General features: G+C 31.1%; 15 protein-coding genes. 12 read left to right on the top strand and 3 right to left on the bottom strand.

Annotated features, from left to right (window positions below; genetic code table 11):
- Positions 1-10: 10 nt before the first annotated feature.
- From ACTTAS_RS01465 to ACTTAS_RS01445, 5 genes are all read left to right on the top strand, one after another.
- Entirely contained in the window at positions 11-2,203 is a 2,193-nt protein-coding gene (locus ACTTAS_RS01465; protein ID WP_440651555.1) for an ABC transporter permease, read from the top strand.
- A gap of 3 nt (positions 2,204-2,206) precedes the next feature.
- The gene (locus ACTTAS_RS01460) at positions 2,207-3,262 is read left to right on the top strand and encodes an ABC transporter ATP-binding protein (protein ID WP_440678069.1); all 1,056 of its coding nucleotides are present in this window, start codon (positions 2,207-2,209) and stop codon (positions 3,260-3,262) included.
- A 4-nt stretch (positions 3,263-3,266) separates the two neighbouring features.
- On the top strand, positions 3,267-4,178 hold the full coding sequence (locus tag ACTTAS_RS01455; RefSeq protein WP_440678068.1) for a bifunctional enoyl-CoA hydratase/phosphate acetyltransferase: 912 nt from the start codon (positions 3,267-3,269) through the stop codon (positions 4,176-4,178).
- A 61-nt stretch (positions 4,179-4,239) separates the two neighbouring features.
- A complete protein-coding gene (gene hisD, locus ACTTAS_RS01450) occupies positions 4,240-5,520 on the top strand; it encodes a histidinol dehydrogenase (RefSeq protein WP_440648053.1) in 1,281 nt (426 codons plus the stop codon).
- A 24-nt stretch (positions 5,521-5,544) separates the two neighbouring features.
- Entirely contained in the window at positions 5,545-5,910 is a 366-nt protein-coding gene (locus tag ACTTAS_RS01445; protein ID WP_440648055.1) for a rhodanese-like domain-containing protein, read from the top strand.
- Here the strand turns inward: ACTTAS_RS01445 and ACTTAS_RS01440 are convergent.
- Positions 5,907-6,992, bottom strand: a complete 1,086-nt coding sequence (locus ACTTAS_RS01440; protein WP_440678067.1) for an ester cyclase — start codon at positions 6,990-6,992, stop codon at positions 5,907-5,909. The genes ACTTAS_RS01445 and ACTTAS_RS01440 overlap by 4 nt on opposite strands.
- A 49-nt stretch (positions 6,993-7,041) precedes the next feature.
- On the opposite strand from ACTTAS_RS01440, the gene ACTTAS_RS01435 reads away from it, so the two are divergent.
- The 7 genes from ACTTAS_RS01435 (at position 7,042) to ACTTAS_RS01405 (ending at position 14,009) form a co-directional block, all read left to right on the top strand.
- On the top strand, positions 7,042-7,986 hold the full coding sequence (locus ACTTAS_RS01435; RefSeq protein WP_440678066.1) for a cupin domain-containing protein: 945 nt from the start codon (positions 7,042-7,044) through the stop codon (positions 7,984-7,986).
- Positions 7,956-8,948, top strand: coding sequence for an ester cyclase (locus tag ACTTAS_RS01430; RefSeq protein ID WP_440678065.1), 993 nt, complete (start codon positions 7,956-7,958; stop codon positions 8,946-8,948). The genes ACTTAS_RS01435 and ACTTAS_RS01430 overlap by 31 nt, the downstream gene beginning before the upstream one ends.
- A gap of 3 nt (positions 8,949-8,951) precedes the next feature.
- Positions 8,952-10,079 (top strand): cobalamin-independent methionine synthase II family protein, encoded by a 1,128-nt coding sequence (locus tag ACTTAS_RS01425; protein ID WP_440648063.1) that lies wholly within the window; start codon positions 8,952-8,954, stop codon positions 10,077-10,079.
- Positions 10,080-10,164: 85 nt separating this feature from the next.
- A complete protein-coding gene (locus tag ACTTAS_RS01420; RefSeq protein WP_440648065.1) occupies positions 10,165-11,385 on the top strand; it encodes an ABC transporter substrate-binding protein in 1,221 nt (406 codons plus the stop codon).
- A 49-nt stretch (positions 11,386-11,434) separates the two neighbouring features.
- Positions 11,435-12,463: a carbohydrate ABC transporter permease gene (locus tag ACTTAS_RS01415; protein ID WP_440648067.1), complete on the top strand. Its 1,029-nt coding sequence runs from the start codon at positions 11,435-11,437 to the stop codon at positions 12,461-12,463.
- 2 nt (positions 12,464-12,465) lie between these two features.
- Positions 12,466-13,347: a carbohydrate ABC transporter permease gene (locus ACTTAS_RS01410; RefSeq protein ID WP_440678064.1), complete on the top strand. Its 882-nt coding sequence runs from the start codon at positions 12,466-12,468 to the stop codon at positions 13,345-13,347.
- Complete coding sequence (locus ACTTAS_RS01405) at positions 13,344-14,009, top strand: HAD-IA family hydrolase (RefSeq protein WP_440678063.1); 666 nt, start codon at positions 13,344-13,346, stop codon at positions 14,007-14,009. The genes ACTTAS_RS01410 and ACTTAS_RS01405 overlap by 4 nt, the downstream gene beginning before the upstream one ends.
- Here ACTTAS_RS01405 and ACTTAS_RS01400 read toward each other — a convergent pair.
- Both ACTTAS_RS01400 and ACTTAS_RS01395 read right to left on the bottom strand, forming a co-directional pair.
- The gene (locus ACTTAS_RS01400; RefSeq protein ID WP_440648071.1) at positions 13,996-14,751 is read right to left on the bottom strand and encodes an alpha/beta fold hydrolase; all 756 of its coding nucleotides are present in this window, start codon (positions 14,749-14,751) and stop codon (positions 13,996-13,998) included. The genes ACTTAS_RS01405 and ACTTAS_RS01400 overlap by 14 nt on opposite strands.
- Entirely contained in the window at positions 14,748-15,365 is a 618-nt protein-coding gene (locus ACTTAS_RS01395) for a LysE/ArgO family amino acid transporter (protein ID WP_440648073.1), read from the bottom strand. Before ACTTAS_RS01395 ends, ACTTAS_RS01400 begins: the two co-directional genes overlap by 4 nt.
- Positions 15,366-15,367: the final 2 nt, after the last annotated feature.

Here is a 15,367-nt window from a genome sequence, read left to right as displayed (position 1 = left end):
TTAGGAATTAATGAGAGGGCTCGTCATTTGTTGGATACTAATTGGTGGAACAGGTTTCTTTCTCTTTCCATGGTATGTAACAGGTGACGGGTTTTTCTCAATCAATTGGATTTTAGAGTATTCTTTAGAAGATTACGGATCTGCCCTACCTCAAGTTTTTATAAATAAAAAATATTGGTTATTCCCATTAATCTTTCCATTATTTTTACCCCTAACTACAATTAAATTAAATCAAACCAATCCTCTGTATTCAAAAATATTTTTGTACTCAGGTTTATTTGGTTTCTTTTATTTTTTCTTACAAGGTTTTGCTGTTGGGATCAGAGGGTGGAATTATGAAATATTCCAATCAATTTTTGGAGATGTAGAAAATCAATATGGAATGGGTTCAGGTGCAGTACTTACATGTTGTGCTTTTATATTTTATATTACTCACGGCCTTGCATCTCGTGGCTGGTTAAATGGAGATAATTTTATTGTAGGAAGTATTGGAAGTATAATTATTTTAGTATCTACTTTTGTTTTTTTTCCAATATTTAGAATGTTTGGTGTAGCCTTTAAAGGAACTGAAGGTGGTTACGAAATTAGTAATTTTTCAGATAAGATTTTTAACAAAGGGATATGGGGATTAGATTGTTTATATAGTGACTATGCTTGTGGTGTTTTTTGGAATACTATTACCATGGGTACTCTTACTGCTTTTTCATCCACAATTTTAGGTTTAGGTTTTGCACTTTTAATAGCAAGAACAAGTTTTAGATTTAAAAAAACAGTTAGAATATTATCTGTCTTGCCAATCATCACACCTCCATTTGTAATCGGTTTAGCTATCATAATTTTATTTGGAAGAACTGGTGTTGTAAGTTCGTTTCTTGAGTGGGGATTTGATATTGAACCTTCAAGATGGATTTATGGCTTACCAGGGATTTGGTTTGCACAAACTCTTGCTTTCACACCTATTGCATTTTTAGTTTTAATTGGTGTTGTAGAAAGTGTCAGCCCATCAATGGAAGAGGCATCACAAACATTAAGGGCTTCAAAGTGGCAAGTTTTTAAAACTGTTACATTGCCTTTAATGAGGCCAGGAATAGCCAATGCATTTCTACTTGGCTTTATTGAAAGTTTAGCAGACTTTGGAAACCCGTTAGTCCTTGGAGCTGAGTACGATGTTCTATCAACAGAAATATTTTTTGCAATTGTAGGTGCACAATATGATGAAACTAAAGCAGCAATACTTGCAATGATTTTATTGTCCGTAGTCTTAGTTGTTTTTTATCTTCAAAATCAATGGTTAGGAAAAAAATCTTATATTTCAATTTCTGGTAAAGGAGATAGTGGTGTTCATCCTGAGCTACCGAATAAAACAAAATGGGTAATTTATTCAACAGTGCTTCCTTGGGCTTTACTAACTTTTATTATCTACGTCATGATTATGTTTGGTGGATTTGTAGAAATGTGGGGCATTGATCATAGCTTTACTTTAAAACATTACATTGAAGCCTTCAGTGTTGAATGGGTAGAAGATAGAGGCTTTTTATGGACTGGAACTGCATGGAATTCATTTAATACAACATTCACTATCGCTTTGATTTCATCTTTACCAACTGCTGCAATAGGAATTTTAACTGCATATCTTTTAACAAGACATAGATTTAAAGGCAAAAATGCTTTCGAATTTGGAACTATGTTGAGTTTTGCAATACCTGGTAGTGTTATTGGTGTTAGTTATGTTTTTGCTTTTAACGTTCCACCATTAGAGCTAACAGGGACAGGAATTATTTTAGTAATTGCATTTGTATTTAGGAATATGCCAGTTGGTGTAAGAGCTGGAATAGCTGCCATGAACCAACTTGATCCTCATTTAGATGAAGCTTCTTCAACTTTAAATGCATCAAGTGCTCAAACTTTTAGAAATATAATTCTTCCATTGCTTAAACCAGCAATTACTGCTTCATTAGTATTTAGTTTTGTAAGAGCAATGACAGCAATTAGTGCTGTTATATTCTTAGTCAGTGCAAATTATGATCTTGCAGTATCTTATATTTTAGGAAGATTAGAAAATAATGACTATGGTTTAGCGATAGTATATTCATCTGCTTTAATTGTAGTAATGTTGTTTACAATTATGTTAATGCAATTAATAATAGGAAAACGTAAACTAGGAAGAAGAGATCAAAATTCATCAATTTTACAGGGAATTTAGATAATGAAAAAAGCTGAAGTAAAGTTTGAAAATATTACAAAGAAATTTAACGAAACTACAGCTGTTGATAATGTTAGTTGTAAATTTGAAGCTGGAACGTTGACAACTTTGCTTGGTCCATCTGGATGTGGAAAAACAACTTCACTAAGAATTATTGCAGGTCTTGAAAGAGCTACAAGTGGAAAAATTTTAGTTGATGATGAGGACGTAACATTACTGCCTGCAACAGATAGAGACGTGTCTATGGTATTTCAATCTTACGCTTTATTTCCACACATGAGTGTATTGGAAAATGTTTCTTATGGTTTAAAAATGATCAATGTAAATAAAGAGGAATACGTTCAAAAATCATTAGAAACATTAAAACTAGTAAACCTTGAAGGATATGAAAATAGAATGCCTTCAGAATTATCTGGAGGACAACAACAAAGAGTTGCTGTTGCAAGAGCAATTGTATTGGAGCCAAAAGTGCTTCTGTTTGATGAGCCTCTTTCAAACTTAGATGCAAAATTAAGAAGACAGGTGAGAGAAGATATTAGAGAAATCCAACAAAAATTAGGAGTTACAACTATTTACGTAACGCATGATCAAGAAGAAGCTTTAGCTATCTCAGACAAAGTAATCGTAATGAACAATGCAGTAATTGCTCAAGAAGGTAGTCCAAAAGATCTATATAATTTCCCTAGAAACAAATTTGTTGCAAATTTTATTGGTGATGCAAATGTTGTGAAAGCCGAGGTCATAAATAAAAATTCAAATTCATATAATATTAAAATAGCTGAAATGAATATAAAAATTGAGAGTGACAAAGAATTAAATGGAGATATTTCTGTCGCCTTAAGACCAGAAAAAATATCAATTGATAGAAATAAAGGTGATAATTGTATTCATGCTACTGTAAATAATGCATCTTTTGTGGGCAGTAGTTATCAATACATTTTAAATTCTAAAGTTGGAAAATTGTATGTTGTATCAGGTGATACAAATGACATTTTTAAAGTTGGAGAAGAAGTTTTCTTGAGTATAAATGAGCAAGAAGTAAAAATTCTTAACGACTAAAATTATGCTTTCAAACAAAGAAATTGTCTGTCCAAATAAACTATTAGACATAGCTCATAGTAAAAAAGGAGTTAAGGTTGCAGTTGTAAATGCTGGTAAACCCCTACCCATGTTATCTGTTCAAGACGCTGTAAATGAAAATCTAATTGAACCAGTTTTTATCGGTCATGAAGTTGAAATTCAAAAATGTGCTGAGGACCTTGGTTGGGATATATCAAAATATGAACTTATTCATGAGCCAGTTGAAAACAATACAGCAAAAATTGCAGCTAAACTTGCAAGTGAAGGTAAAGTTAAAATAATTGTTAAAGGACATATTCATACTGATGTTCTTATGAAAGAAGTTTTAAAGCGAGAGTACAACTTATTGGGTAAAACTAGATTAAGTCATATCTGGCATATGACTATTGGAAAAGATGATAAGCCATTAATAATAACTGATGGTGCTTTAAATGTATTGCCAAATGTTAAAACAAAAATGCATATTCTAAAAAATGTAATAAATTTTTCAAATCGTATAGGAATTGAAAGACCAAAAGTTTCCGTATTGTCTGCAACAGAAGAAGTTTTAGAAAGTGTACCAAGTTCAATTGAAGCAGCCGAAATAACAAAACTCGCAAAAGAAGAAAATTTGAACGCAGATGTCTTTGGACCTTTAGCTTTTGATAATAGTATTTCTAAAAAATCTGCTGGTATTAAAGGTATTAAAAATTTAGTTGCAGGAGAAGCTGACGTACTATTAGTTCCAAGTGTTGAAACTGGAAATGCCCTAGTTAAAATGATGATTTATTTTATGGGCGCATGTGCTGCAGGAGTTGTAGTAGGAGGAAAAGTTCCAGTTGTAATAACTAGTAGATCTGATGAAGCGCAAGCAAGATTAGCATCTATAGCTGCGGCAGTAGTAGCTTTGGACTAAATGATTAATTGAATTTTTTTAGAAATTAACCTAAAAAACTTTAAATTTTAAAAGGAGAGAAATGGCAATTACATACTTAAAAAAATCACCAAAAACATCATCAACTGATGATACAAAAACAAGAGAAATAGTTGAAAATATTCTTAAAGATATTGAAACAAGCAAAGAAGAAGGTTGCAAAGAACTTTCTAAAAAATTTGATAAGTATGAAGGTGAAGTAGTTATCTCTAAAGAAAAAATTGAAGATATTAAAAAAAATTTAGATCAAAAAACAAAAGATGATGTTCAGTTCGCTCACGAAAGAGTGAGAAAATTTGCGGAAGCTCAATTAAAAAATTATGGTCAAGATTTTGAAGTTGAATTGTCTGAAGGTTTATATGCAGGTCAAAGATTAATTCCTGTTAATACAGCTGGATGTTATGTACCTGCTGGAAGATATGCTCACATTGCATCTGCAGTAATGAGTGTAACAACTGCAAAAGTAGCAGGAGTTAAAAATATTTTAGTATGTAGCTCTCCAAAACCTGGTGTTGGTGTTCATCCAACTATTGTTTACACAGCTGATCTTTGTGGTGCAGATGTAATTATGAATTTAGGTGGAGTTCAAGCAATAGCTGCAATGACAAATGGTTTATTTGGAAATGCGCCTGCTGATATATTGGTAGGTCCTGGAAACCAATTTGTTGCTGAAGCTAAAAGAATTTTATTTGGTAAAGTAGGTATTGATTTATTTGCAGGTCCAACAGAAATTGGAATTATTGCTGATGAAAACGCAGATCCAGAAATTGTTGCAGTAGATTTGGTTGGTCAAGCAGAGCACGGATACAATTCACCAGCTTGGCTTTGGACAACAAGTAAAGAATTAGCAGAAAAGGTAATTAAAAGAGTGCCTGAACTTATTGCTGATCTTCCTGAGTTACCAAGAACTAATGCAGAAGCTGCTTGGAGAGATTACGGAGAAGTTGTTCTTTGTGATACAGACGAGGAAATGGCTACAATTAGTGATGAGTACGCACCAGAACACTTAGAAGTTCAAACTAAAAACTTAGATTGGTTCCACAAAAGATTAAAAAATTACGGGTCTTTATTTATTGGTGAAGAAACAACTGTTGCTTATGGTGATAAATGCTCCGGAACAAATCATATTCTTCCAACTAAAGGTGCTGGAAGATATACGGGTGGTTTGTTTGTTGGTAAATTTATTAAAACTTTAAGTTTCCAAAGAATGACCAAAGAATCTACTGAACTTGTTGGAGCAGCTGCTGCTAGACTTTCAAGATATGAAGGAATGGAAGCTCATGCAAGAACTGGTGATGTTAGATTGAAAAAATACGGTTACTAAACAATTTATTAAATAGGATTTAACATGAAAAAATTTGAAGATGTAATGAGCGTCAGCAATGAAATTGAAAACATCACTGCTGAAGAAGCAAAGAAGAAATTAAATGATCCTAACGTTCAATTTATTGATGTTAGAGATAAAGAAAGTTTTTCTAAAGGGACTATTGGAAATGCAATGCATTTAGATAGAGGTTTGCTAGAATTTTATTTAGCCGAAGGAAGTCCTATTGAAAACGATACTTTTAAAAATAATCCTGACAAAGAATATGTTGTATTTTGTGGTTTAGGTGGTCAAGGAACTCTTGCTACAAAAACAATGAAAGAAATGGGAATTAAGAACGTTAAAAATATTTCAGGCGGTATGTCTGAGTGGGATAAGTTAAAAGATTAGTCCTTAATTAAATCTAAAACATCAATACCTATTTGCTTAAGTATATGTATTAAGTCTATAGGTACCCAGTTTTCTCTAATTTTACCTTCGTGGTGATGGTAAAAATCCATTACTCTCATAGTTACATTTTGATTATCAGATTTGTATCCTAACCAATCATCTGACCCGTAAACTGCTTGTATACTATGCCAGCCAGCAGTCATTGAAAAGTTTCCATCACCAAGTTCACAGTAATGTCCTAGCTTCCAGTAATTTCTTTCTTTAAAAGTTTTTCTAAATGGTAACTGATGATTATCAACAAATCCCTCCAGGTTTCTTCCAGTACCTATTCCACTTGGTCCATACCATATCATTTTATCATGCCAAAATTCACTTTGTGGATGATTAATTAGTTTATCTTTTAATTCTTTATCTGAATTAGTTTCCAACTCTGGCTTTATGTTCAAGCTTCTTTGCATCGTTAAAGATTGGTCTAAACTTGCTTCAGAAACTTTCATATCTTTTTCAAAATAATTTACACCATCGGTATTAATTGGATTTAGCCAATTTCCTTCTGAACCTCTTGAAGGATTTATTGGATTTTTTCCTGTTTGAAATATTAAATCTAATAAATCAATTAAGATATAACTCTCTACAATTTTATCATTTTTCAATTCATGGACTTCGCAGCATTTAAGATTTACCATTTTATTAATTGGCTTTATTCCAAAAATAGGTTTTTTGAATGTGCCTGAAAGCATCGATACTGATCCAACTTGAACTTTATCTCTAAATGTACCCCCAATGACTATCTGTTCTCTTCTCTCAATGTCTGGAAAAGCTTCAAATAGAGGTAGCCAAAATTTTTCTTTAAATGTATTTGCACCTTCAAATTCATTAACAGGGTGAAAACAATTAACTTTTACATCTTTGTCAAAATAATTTTCTATATTTTGATCTAATTTAGATATTCCACCTTCTATAATTGTTTTTAAGTAGCCTCTTACTTTTGTTTTATTATTGAAATTTTCTTCAGGTGTAATTTCTAATTTTTTTACACCTTGCCGTTCTTTTAAACCTGTATCAAATTGTTGTATTGGCATTTATAATAATTTAAGTAGGGTTAATAACATAATTCAATTAGAAAAACATATGGAAAATAGGTTAGCAAAATTTAATGAGTTGGTTCCAAGCACCCTGCCCTTTGTGGAAGGAAAACTTGAAGGTCACAAAGAAAGAAAAAATTATTCTATAGTTGGACCTGGTGTAGCTGAAGATAGCAAACAATTTATAAAAATTGCTATGCCTCATAGTTTTAATTTAGGCGCTGTGTCAGCACTTCCCCAAAATGGTTCGGGCCTACATAGTCACACAACTGCAGAAGTATTTGTTATTTATTCTGGTAGATGGAGATTTTATTGGGGAGCAGAAGGAAAAGATGAAACAATTTTGAATGCTGGTGACATAATTTCAATGCCAACTAACATGTTTAGAGCATTTGAAAACGCAGGTGACGAAGAAGGACTAATTTTTGTTGTTTTAGGTGGAGATGATCCTGGAATAATAACTTGGGTTCCAAGTGTTTTAGAAAAAGCAAAAAAAACTGGTATGGCACTATTAAATGATAATTCATTAATTGATTTATCTGTTAATCAAATTCCAGACGGAAAAACAATTCTCGAGCCTATTTCTCAAGAGGAAATAAAAAAATTTGATAACTATAAATTGGATCAACTAGAAAAGTTTATATGTAAAAGTAATGAAAATTCAAAACATGAAAACAAACTCAATGAGAATGTTAATTTAATTCAAATTCTTGGAAGCAAATTTGAAAAAAAAGAGTTCTCTCCAGTAATAAATCAAGATACCGGATTTAATCATTCAATTTTAAAATCCAGCAAAGGTCATATAACTAATTTAAAATTTGAAAAACCTACAATAATGTTCTCAAGAACTGGAAAATGGGAAATAATGATTGATGATTTTCAGTGTGTTTTAAATGCTAAAGATACAATTTCTATTCCTATCAATTCAAAAGTTAATATTAAAATAGATGAAAATGAGGAATGTTACTTAAATTGTGTAACACAAATCTAATGAAAGGTTTTGATCCAAAATATAAAAACTTTCCTGATTACATACTAAAAATAACTAAACAAATTTGGGAAAATAAAGATGTTGAGTCTATTGGTCAATTTTATAGCGATAACATTCCAGTTAGATCACCATTTGGTGTCATCTATGGAAACAAACCTGTAATCGATGCTACTTATGCGACCTTAAAAGAATTTCCTAACAGACAATTGCTTGGTGAAGATGTGATTTGGAATGGAAATGATGATATCGGTTATCATTCATCTCATAGAATTTTAAGTAAAGGAACACATCTTGGAGATGGTTCATACGGCAAACCAACTGGTAAAGATATTTATTACAGAGTAATTGCTGATTGTGCATGCAAAAATAATCAAGTCTATGATGAATGGATTGTTCGTGATCAAGGTGCAATGGTAAGACAAATAGGATTTACACCAAAAGATTTTGCTCAAATGCTTATAGATAAAGAAGGCGGCGTTGAAAAAGCAAAACAATTATTTAATTCAAATTCTGAGATGAATTCAGATTACAAACAAGGCGTTGTACCTAATGATTCTGTTGGAGGCAAATACTCCAAAATATTAAAAAATATCTTTAAAGGTGATTATGATTTTTCCGATTATGCAAGAGCTGCAACTATTTATTGGCCCGGAAACAAAATAGGACATGGGAGAGAGGATATAATCAAATTTTGGAATGTTTTGAAAAATACTTTAAGTGATATGAAGTTTTCTGTTGAGCACATTGGTTATTTAGAAGAAGCAGATAAAAATCCTAAAGCATCAATAAGATGGTTTCTAGAAGGTAAACATTCTAAAGACACTGAAGAATTTGGAGAAAAATCAAATCAAAATATTTTTATAATGGGTATAAACCATGCAGAAATAATTGATGGAAATGTTATAAGAGAATGGGTTTTGTTTGATGAGGTTGCAATTTGGAAACAAATTTTAATGAAATAAATTATGAGTAAAATTAAAACAACACATGTTGGAAGTTTACCGAGATCAAATGAATTATCCGATCTTTTATTTAAGAAAGATCAAAAAGAAAATATAGATTTAAATGAATTTGATAAAATTGTTCAAAGAGATGTAGATAATATTGTTAAAAAACAAATAGAAGTAGGAATTGACTATATTAGTGACGGTGAAATGTCTAAGATTAGCTATGCAACTTATGTTAAAGATAGAATTGATGGCTTTTCAGGAGAGAGTGAAAGAAAAGCACCAAAAGATTTAGATGACTTTCCATCTTTTAAAGAAAGAATTGCAAGAACAGGTGGCACTCCTACTTACACAAGACCTTGTTGTACAAGTGAATTAAAAATTAAAGATAAAACTTCCCTAACAAAAGATATAAATAATTTTAAACAAGCTTTAGAAAAAAATAATCATAAAGATGCGTTCATGAATGCTGCTTCTCCAGGAGTTATTTCAGCTTTCTTACCCAATAAATTTTATAAAGATGATGATGAATATTTAGAAAATTTATCTAACCTGATGAAAGATGAATATGAAGAAATTACATCAAGTGGATTAAAACTTCAGTTAGATTGTCCAGATTTAGCTCTTGCAAGACACATGACTTTTAAAGATTTATCAGAAGAAGAATTTTTAAGAAGAGCAGAAAAACAAATAGAATGTTTAAATAACGCTATTAGCAATATAGATAGCTCCAAGATAAGAATGCATATTTGCTGGGGAAATTATGAAGGACCCCATTTACATGACATTGCGCTAGAAAAAATTATGCCTATAGCTTTAAAGGCTAATATACAAACTTATTTAATTGAGTCGTCAAATCCAAGACATTCTCATGAGTGGCAAATTTTTGAAAATTTAAAAATCCCAAACGACAAAATAATTGCTCCTGGAGTAATCGACTCAACCACAAACTTTGTCGAACATCCCGAGGTTGTAAAAAATAGACTTGTAACTTATTCAAAAGTTGTTGAGAAAGATCAACTGGTTGCTGGAACAGATTGTGGTTTTAGTACCTTTGCTGGCTTTGGAAATGTTGATGAAAATATTGTTTATAAGAAGCTAGAGTCTTTGGTGCATGGCGCAGAACTTGCGTCAAAAGTGATTTAATTACCTCTTTAATTTAAACTTCTTAATAGATATAGTTTTTGAACTTAAATTATAATTTAACAACAAATATAAAGAGAGAAAACATATGAGAAAAATACTAGTTACTTTATTGTTTTTACTTTTTGGAACTTCTGCAAATGCAGATTGTAACATTAAAAGTGGTTCAATAAATATTTTGGCTAATGATTTTCCTGCATTAAGAACTTTCGTTGAAACTTCTAAACAATGTAAAGGAAGTGCAGATTTTAAAGTGACTCATTCATCTGAGCACAATAAAATCGCAGTGCCAGCTCTTACTGCAAATCCATCTGAATTTTCAGCTAGAATTGCAGCAAACAGTTCAATCGTTCCTTTAATGAACCAAGACTTAATAAGACCTTTGGATGATCTTGTTAAAAAATATGGAAAAGGAATTCAAGACTCTCAATTGATCACAATTGATGGAAAAGTAATGGCTGTAGCATTTATGGCTAATACTCAACACTTATACTATAGAGAGGATGTTTTAAAAGATCTTGGTATAGCTATTCCGAAAACATATGAAGAGGTAGTTGCTGCTTCTGAAAAAATTAGAGCTTCAGGAAAAATGCAATATCCATATGCTGCTGCTTACAAAGCAGGTTGGAACTTAGCAGAAGAGTTTGTGAACATGTACATTGGTCATGGTGGTGAATTCTTTAAGTCTGGAAGTGCAGAACCAAATGTAAATAACGCAAAAGGTGTTGCTACTTTAAACATGCTTAAAAAATTATCTGAATTAAGTAACCCAGATTATTTAACACATGATAGTGAAGCTATCAAAGTTGAATGGGAAGCTGGAAATGTTGCATTAATGACATTGTGGGCTTCTAGATCAGGTACACTTTTAGATGATGAAGGTGATGCTAATATTACTAAAGCTACAAAACTAACAGGTCCAGCTACTGTTGCTGGTGGAAATATCCCTGCTGCAACTTTATGGTGGGATGGTTTCACACTTGCAAAAAATAGACCTGATGCTGATGCTGAAGCGACATTTAGAGCTTTAGCGCATGCTGCATCGAACAAGAAAATGGTTGCTGATGCTGCTGACCAAGCTGTTTGGTTAGTAGAAGGATTTGTTCCAGGACCAAAATCTATTGGTGTAATTGAAGCTGTAAAAATGGGTGCAAAACCATATCCAATGTTACCACAAATGGGTTTAATGCATGGCGCATTAGGAAGTGAGATTGTTGAGTTTTTACAAGGTAAAGAGTCAGCTGAACAAGCATTGAAAGATGTTGAAGCTGCTTACACTAGTAAAGCTAAAGAACAAGGCTTTCTATAAAATCTAATCTTTAAGTGGGGACTTGGTCCCCACTTAACAAAAATTTTCAATGCCTAATAAAACATTTTTTTGGTTTTTTTTACCAACAGGATTAGCAATGGTCCTATTTATTGGGCTTCCTATCATTTCTACTGGAATTCAATCTTTTTATGCTCAACATGATCAAGTAGTTAAAGAGGTTAAAAAATGTGATCCATTTGGCTGTACTGTTTCAATTGTAGTCGACAATGAAGCAACTACTAAAATAAGAGAGGCAAAACCTCTTGGAAAATTTAATGGTTTTGGGACGTATATAGATAGAAATCATTTAGCAACAGAAGAAATAAAAAAATTTTGGAATGAAACAGAAACTTTTGGTGAATTTGTTGACCAAGTAACTAATCTACCATTTTACAAAGCACTAATATTTACATTAACTTATTGCATATTTGTAACTCCAAATGTCTTGTTGTTAGGTTTTATTATAGCTTTGAGTTTAAACGCAATCTCAAGAAAAATTAGAGGTCCTTTAATTTTTGGTACTATTTTACCAATGATTGTAACTCCACTAGTTGGGTCTTTGGTATTATTCTGGATGATAGACTCTCAAGGAATAATTGGAGCTAATATTCAAAATTTAATGAATGATCCATATTTGTCTTTGAAATCGTCTAAAACTCTCACGTGGATAACAATTATTATATATGGAATTTGGCATCACTCCCCTTTTGCATTTGTAGTTTTTTATGCTGCGCTTCAAACAGTTCCTCAGGAACCTATTGAAGCTGCAATTATTGATGGTGCTTCAAGATTTCAAAGAATTAAACATATTGTACTACCTCATATCTACCCGGTAGTAACATTTGTTGCATTAATATCATTGATGGACAATTTTAGAGTTTTTGAGCCAATTATAGGTTTTAGTGCTGAAGGTAGTGCGCAATCTCTTTCATGGTTAATTTACGATAACTTAGTAAATGAAGAGGTTATTTTATTTGGTTCAGCTGCAGCGACATCAATGATGACAATCATCGGAATAGCTATTTTGCTTGCCCCTGTATTAGTTAGAACATGGAAAGAATTTAAAACTGCGAGATAAATATGGATTACGGTTTAGATAAAAAATCAAATACTTTAAAAACATTTAATACCATATTTATTATTTCTTGGTTATTAGTTGCATGCTTTCCATTCATCTGGACTTTTTGGGGATCATTTAAAGTAAGAGCAGATTTTTTCTCAAGGTCAGACTGGTGGTATGCTGTTTCAGCTTTTAATACCTTGATTGAAACTGGAGAAAAATTTACAACAAATGCTTATCATGAAGCTTGGTTTGAGGGTGAATTTTGGAAAGCGTCCAAAAATACGATTATTGTTACTGTGTTTGTTGTTAGTATTTCATTGTTTTTGGGAACTCTGGGAGCGTACGCTCTTTCAAGATCAACTGCGAAATACGCATTTTGGATTTTAATGGCAGCTTTAATCTTTAGAGCTATGCCACATATAACTCTAGTCTCGGGTTATCTATTTCCATTTTTTGAATTACAAATATGGGGAATACTGCCAACAACTATTGTTGTTTTAGTTGCTATTAATCAACCATTTACTTTATGGTTACTCTATTCATTCTTTAAAACAATTCCAAAAGAGCTTGATGAAAGTGCGTTGATTGATGGATGTTCATATTTTCAAGCATTCAGGCATATTATAATGCCAGTGATGTGGCCTGGAGTTATTACCGCTGGACTATTTAGTTTAATGCTTGCTTATAATGATTTCACGGTAACAGCTTTACTACTTAATCAAGAAAATCATACAATGGTTCCAAAGATACAAAGTTATTTAGGAACTAACCAACATGAGGGTAATCTAATGTGGGCAGTTTCAGCGGTAGTTTCTGCAACGGCACCATTATTTATGTTAGTCATGTTCTTCCAGAGACAAGTTATCAGTGGTTTAACTACTGGAGCTGTAAAAGGTTGAAGAAAAATTACAAAGCCTTGTTATTCGGTTCTATTGGAACTCTCGTTGAAACATCAGAAATTCAGAGAAAATCCTTTAATGAAGCATTTAAAAAAAAAGGATTGGATTGGTATTGGACTAAAAAAGAATATATCAAACTTCTAAACAAATCAGGTGGTAGAGATAGAATAACAGAATATGCAAGAACAAAAGGTATTAAAGTTAATGCTAAGCAATTAAGAGATTTAAAAACTAAACTATTCAATAATTATTTAAAAAAAAATCATTTAAAATTAAGACCTGGTGTTAAAAATATAATTAATTTTTGTAATAAAGAAAAAATTAAACTAGCTTTTGTAACTTCTACCTCAAAAAATAATATTAATTCTATTCTTTTCTCATTAAGAAAATCAATTAGTCCAAAAAACTTCAATTTTATTGGAAATTCAAAATTAGTTAAAAATTTAAAACCAAATCCAGACATATACCTTCTTGCATTAAAAAAGCTTAAATTAAAACCTAACCAATGTTTAGCTATTGAAGATTCTCAAGAAAGTTTAAATTCAGCAGTTAAAGCAAAAATTAAATGCATAATTTTTCCAGGAAAGTTTCACTTAAATAAAAAGTTTAAGAACGCTTTTAAAAAATTAGAGAAATTAAATAAAAATATTATTCTGAAATAAAATCATTTACCAGATTATTAAATCTATCTGGTTCTTCTAAGTGAACATTGTGACTGCAATTTTTAAATATTTCTAGACGACTATTTTTAATATTTTTATTTAACGTGTCGACCTGTTCAAAATTGTAAGAGATATCTTTATCACCCCATATAATTAAGGTGTCATTTTTAATGTTTTTCAAATTATCAATACCTCTCCAATTTTTCATTGCGAGTAAAGCGTTATCAGCAGTTTCTAATGAAACATTTTTAACTGCATTAGCACATAAAAAATAATTTTTATCTTTATCCCCTTTTACAAACCATTTAGGTGGAACTCTTGAAAATGATACTTCAGCACCCTCTTTCTTAAGTTTCTCTCTTGTTTCGTCCATAGTTTCAAATCTACCGGGGATATCTCCAATAGATCCTGTTGCAAAACAGATTAATTTATTAACTCTATCACCAATTAATTTTGTTATTTCTTGAACAATCATTCCACCCATTGAATGTCCAATTAAATTAAATTTTTCGATTTTTTTTTCATCTAGTATTTCAATTATTTTTTTTGCCATCGCATTAATAGAATTTAATGATTGCACATTATGACTTTCACCAAAACCAGGAAGTGCAGGAGCAATAACTCTAAAATTTTTTGAAAAGTAATCTTTTTGAAAGCACCACATCTCTGATGAGCCTAAATATCCATGTACTAAAACAAATGGAAAACCTTCACCTTTATCATCTACAAAAATATTACTCATAAAAGCTTAATTATCATTTCCTTTAAAATAAACAAAACTAAAAAACTCATAAAAGCTATGATGAATATATTTATTACCTGCCATATTTTTTTGTCATTAGCATACTTGGAAAGATAATTTGATAAATATCCCAAAATAAAGAAAAACAAAAATGAAGCAAAAGATGCACCTATCGCAAATGAAAGTTTTTGATTTAATAAGTAGTTCTTAGAAAAATTTCCAAGAATAAAAACTGTATCAGAGTAAACATGTGGATTTAAATATGTGAACCCTAATGTTTTTAAGAAAATATTTAACTTTGATACCGCAATAACATTACTTTGAAAATTAACTTCTTTGTAATGAGTTTTAATTTTTGAATAAATAAAATGAATTAAAAAAACCACTAAAAGAAGGTTAAAAATAAATTCAACTATTGAATTAAAAAATTGATTAAAAAAATGAAATAAAAAAATTCCAAAAAAAATTAATATTAAATCAGAAACTGAGCAAATAAAACAAACTAGAAATACATGCTGTTTTTTTAAACCTTGTTCAATTACAAAAATGTTTTGAGCACCAATTGCTAAAATTAAACTTAGGCCAGTAAAAAAACCTAACAGTGCGTATTCCATTG

It is taken from the genome of Candidatus Pelagibacter sp. HIMB1611 (assembly GCF_052047715.1).
Lineage (GTDB): Bacteria > Pseudomonadota > Alphaproteobacteria > Pelagibacterales > Pelagibacteraceae > Pelagibacter.
This window is presented reverse-complemented; position numbering and strand designations above follow the sequence as displayed.

Bases quoted from the DNA above. Each gene is read 5' to 3' on its own strand.
- ACTTAS_RS01465 (WP_440651555.1), top strand. From the start codon at position 11: ATGAGAGGGCTCGTCATTTGTTGGATACTAATTGGTGGAACAGGTTTC.
- ACTTAS_RS01460 (WP_440678069.1), top strand. From the start codon at position 2,207: ATGAAAAAAGCTGAAGTAAAGTTTGAAAATATTACAAAGAAATTTAAC.
- ACTTAS_RS01455 (WP_440678068.1), top strand. From the start codon at position 3,267: ATGCTTTCAAACAAAGAAATTGTCTGTCCAAATAAACTATTAGACATA.
- hisD (WP_440648053.1), top strand. From the start codon at position 4,240: ATGGCAATTACATACTTAAAAAAATCACCAAAAACATCATCAACTGAT.
- ACTTAS_RS01445 (WP_440648055.1), top strand. From the start codon at position 5,545: ATGAAAAAATTTGAAGATGTAATGAGCGTCAGCAATGAAATTGAAAAC.
- ACTTAS_RS01440 (WP_440678067.1), bottom strand. From the start codon at position 6,992: ATGCCAATACAACAATTTGATACAGGTTTAAAAGAACGGCAAGGTGTA.
- ACTTAS_RS01435 (WP_440678066.1), top strand. From the start codon at position 7,042: ATGGAAAATAGGTTAGCAAAATTTAATGAGTTGGTTCCAAGCACCCTG.
- ACTTAS_RS01430 (WP_440678065.1), top strand. From the start codon at position 7,956: ATGTTACTTAAATTGTGTAACACAAATCTAATGAAAGGTTTTGATCCA.
- ACTTAS_RS01425 (WP_440648063.1), top strand. From the start codon at position 8,952: ATGAGTAAAATTAAAACAACACATGTTGGAAGTTTACCGAGATCAAAT.
- ACTTAS_RS01420 (WP_440648065.1), top strand. From the start codon at position 10,165: ATGAGAAAAATACTAGTTACTTTATTGTTTTTACTTTTTGGAACTTCT.
- ACTTAS_RS01415 (WP_440648067.1), top strand. From the start codon at position 11,435: ATGCCTAATAAAACATTTTTTTGGTTTTTTTTACCAACAGGATTAGCA.
- ACTTAS_RS01410 (WP_440678064.1), top strand. From the start codon at position 12,466: ATGGATTACGGTTTAGATAAAAAATCAAATACTTTAAAAACATTTAAT.
- ACTTAS_RS01400 (WP_440648071.1), bottom strand. From the start codon at position 14,751: ATGAGTAATATTTTTGTAGATGATAAAGGTGAAGGTTTTCCATTTGTT.
- ACTTAS_RS01395 (WP_440648073.1), bottom strand. From the start codon at position 15,365: ATGGAATACGCACTGTTAGGTTTTTTTACTGGCCTAAGTTTAATTTTA.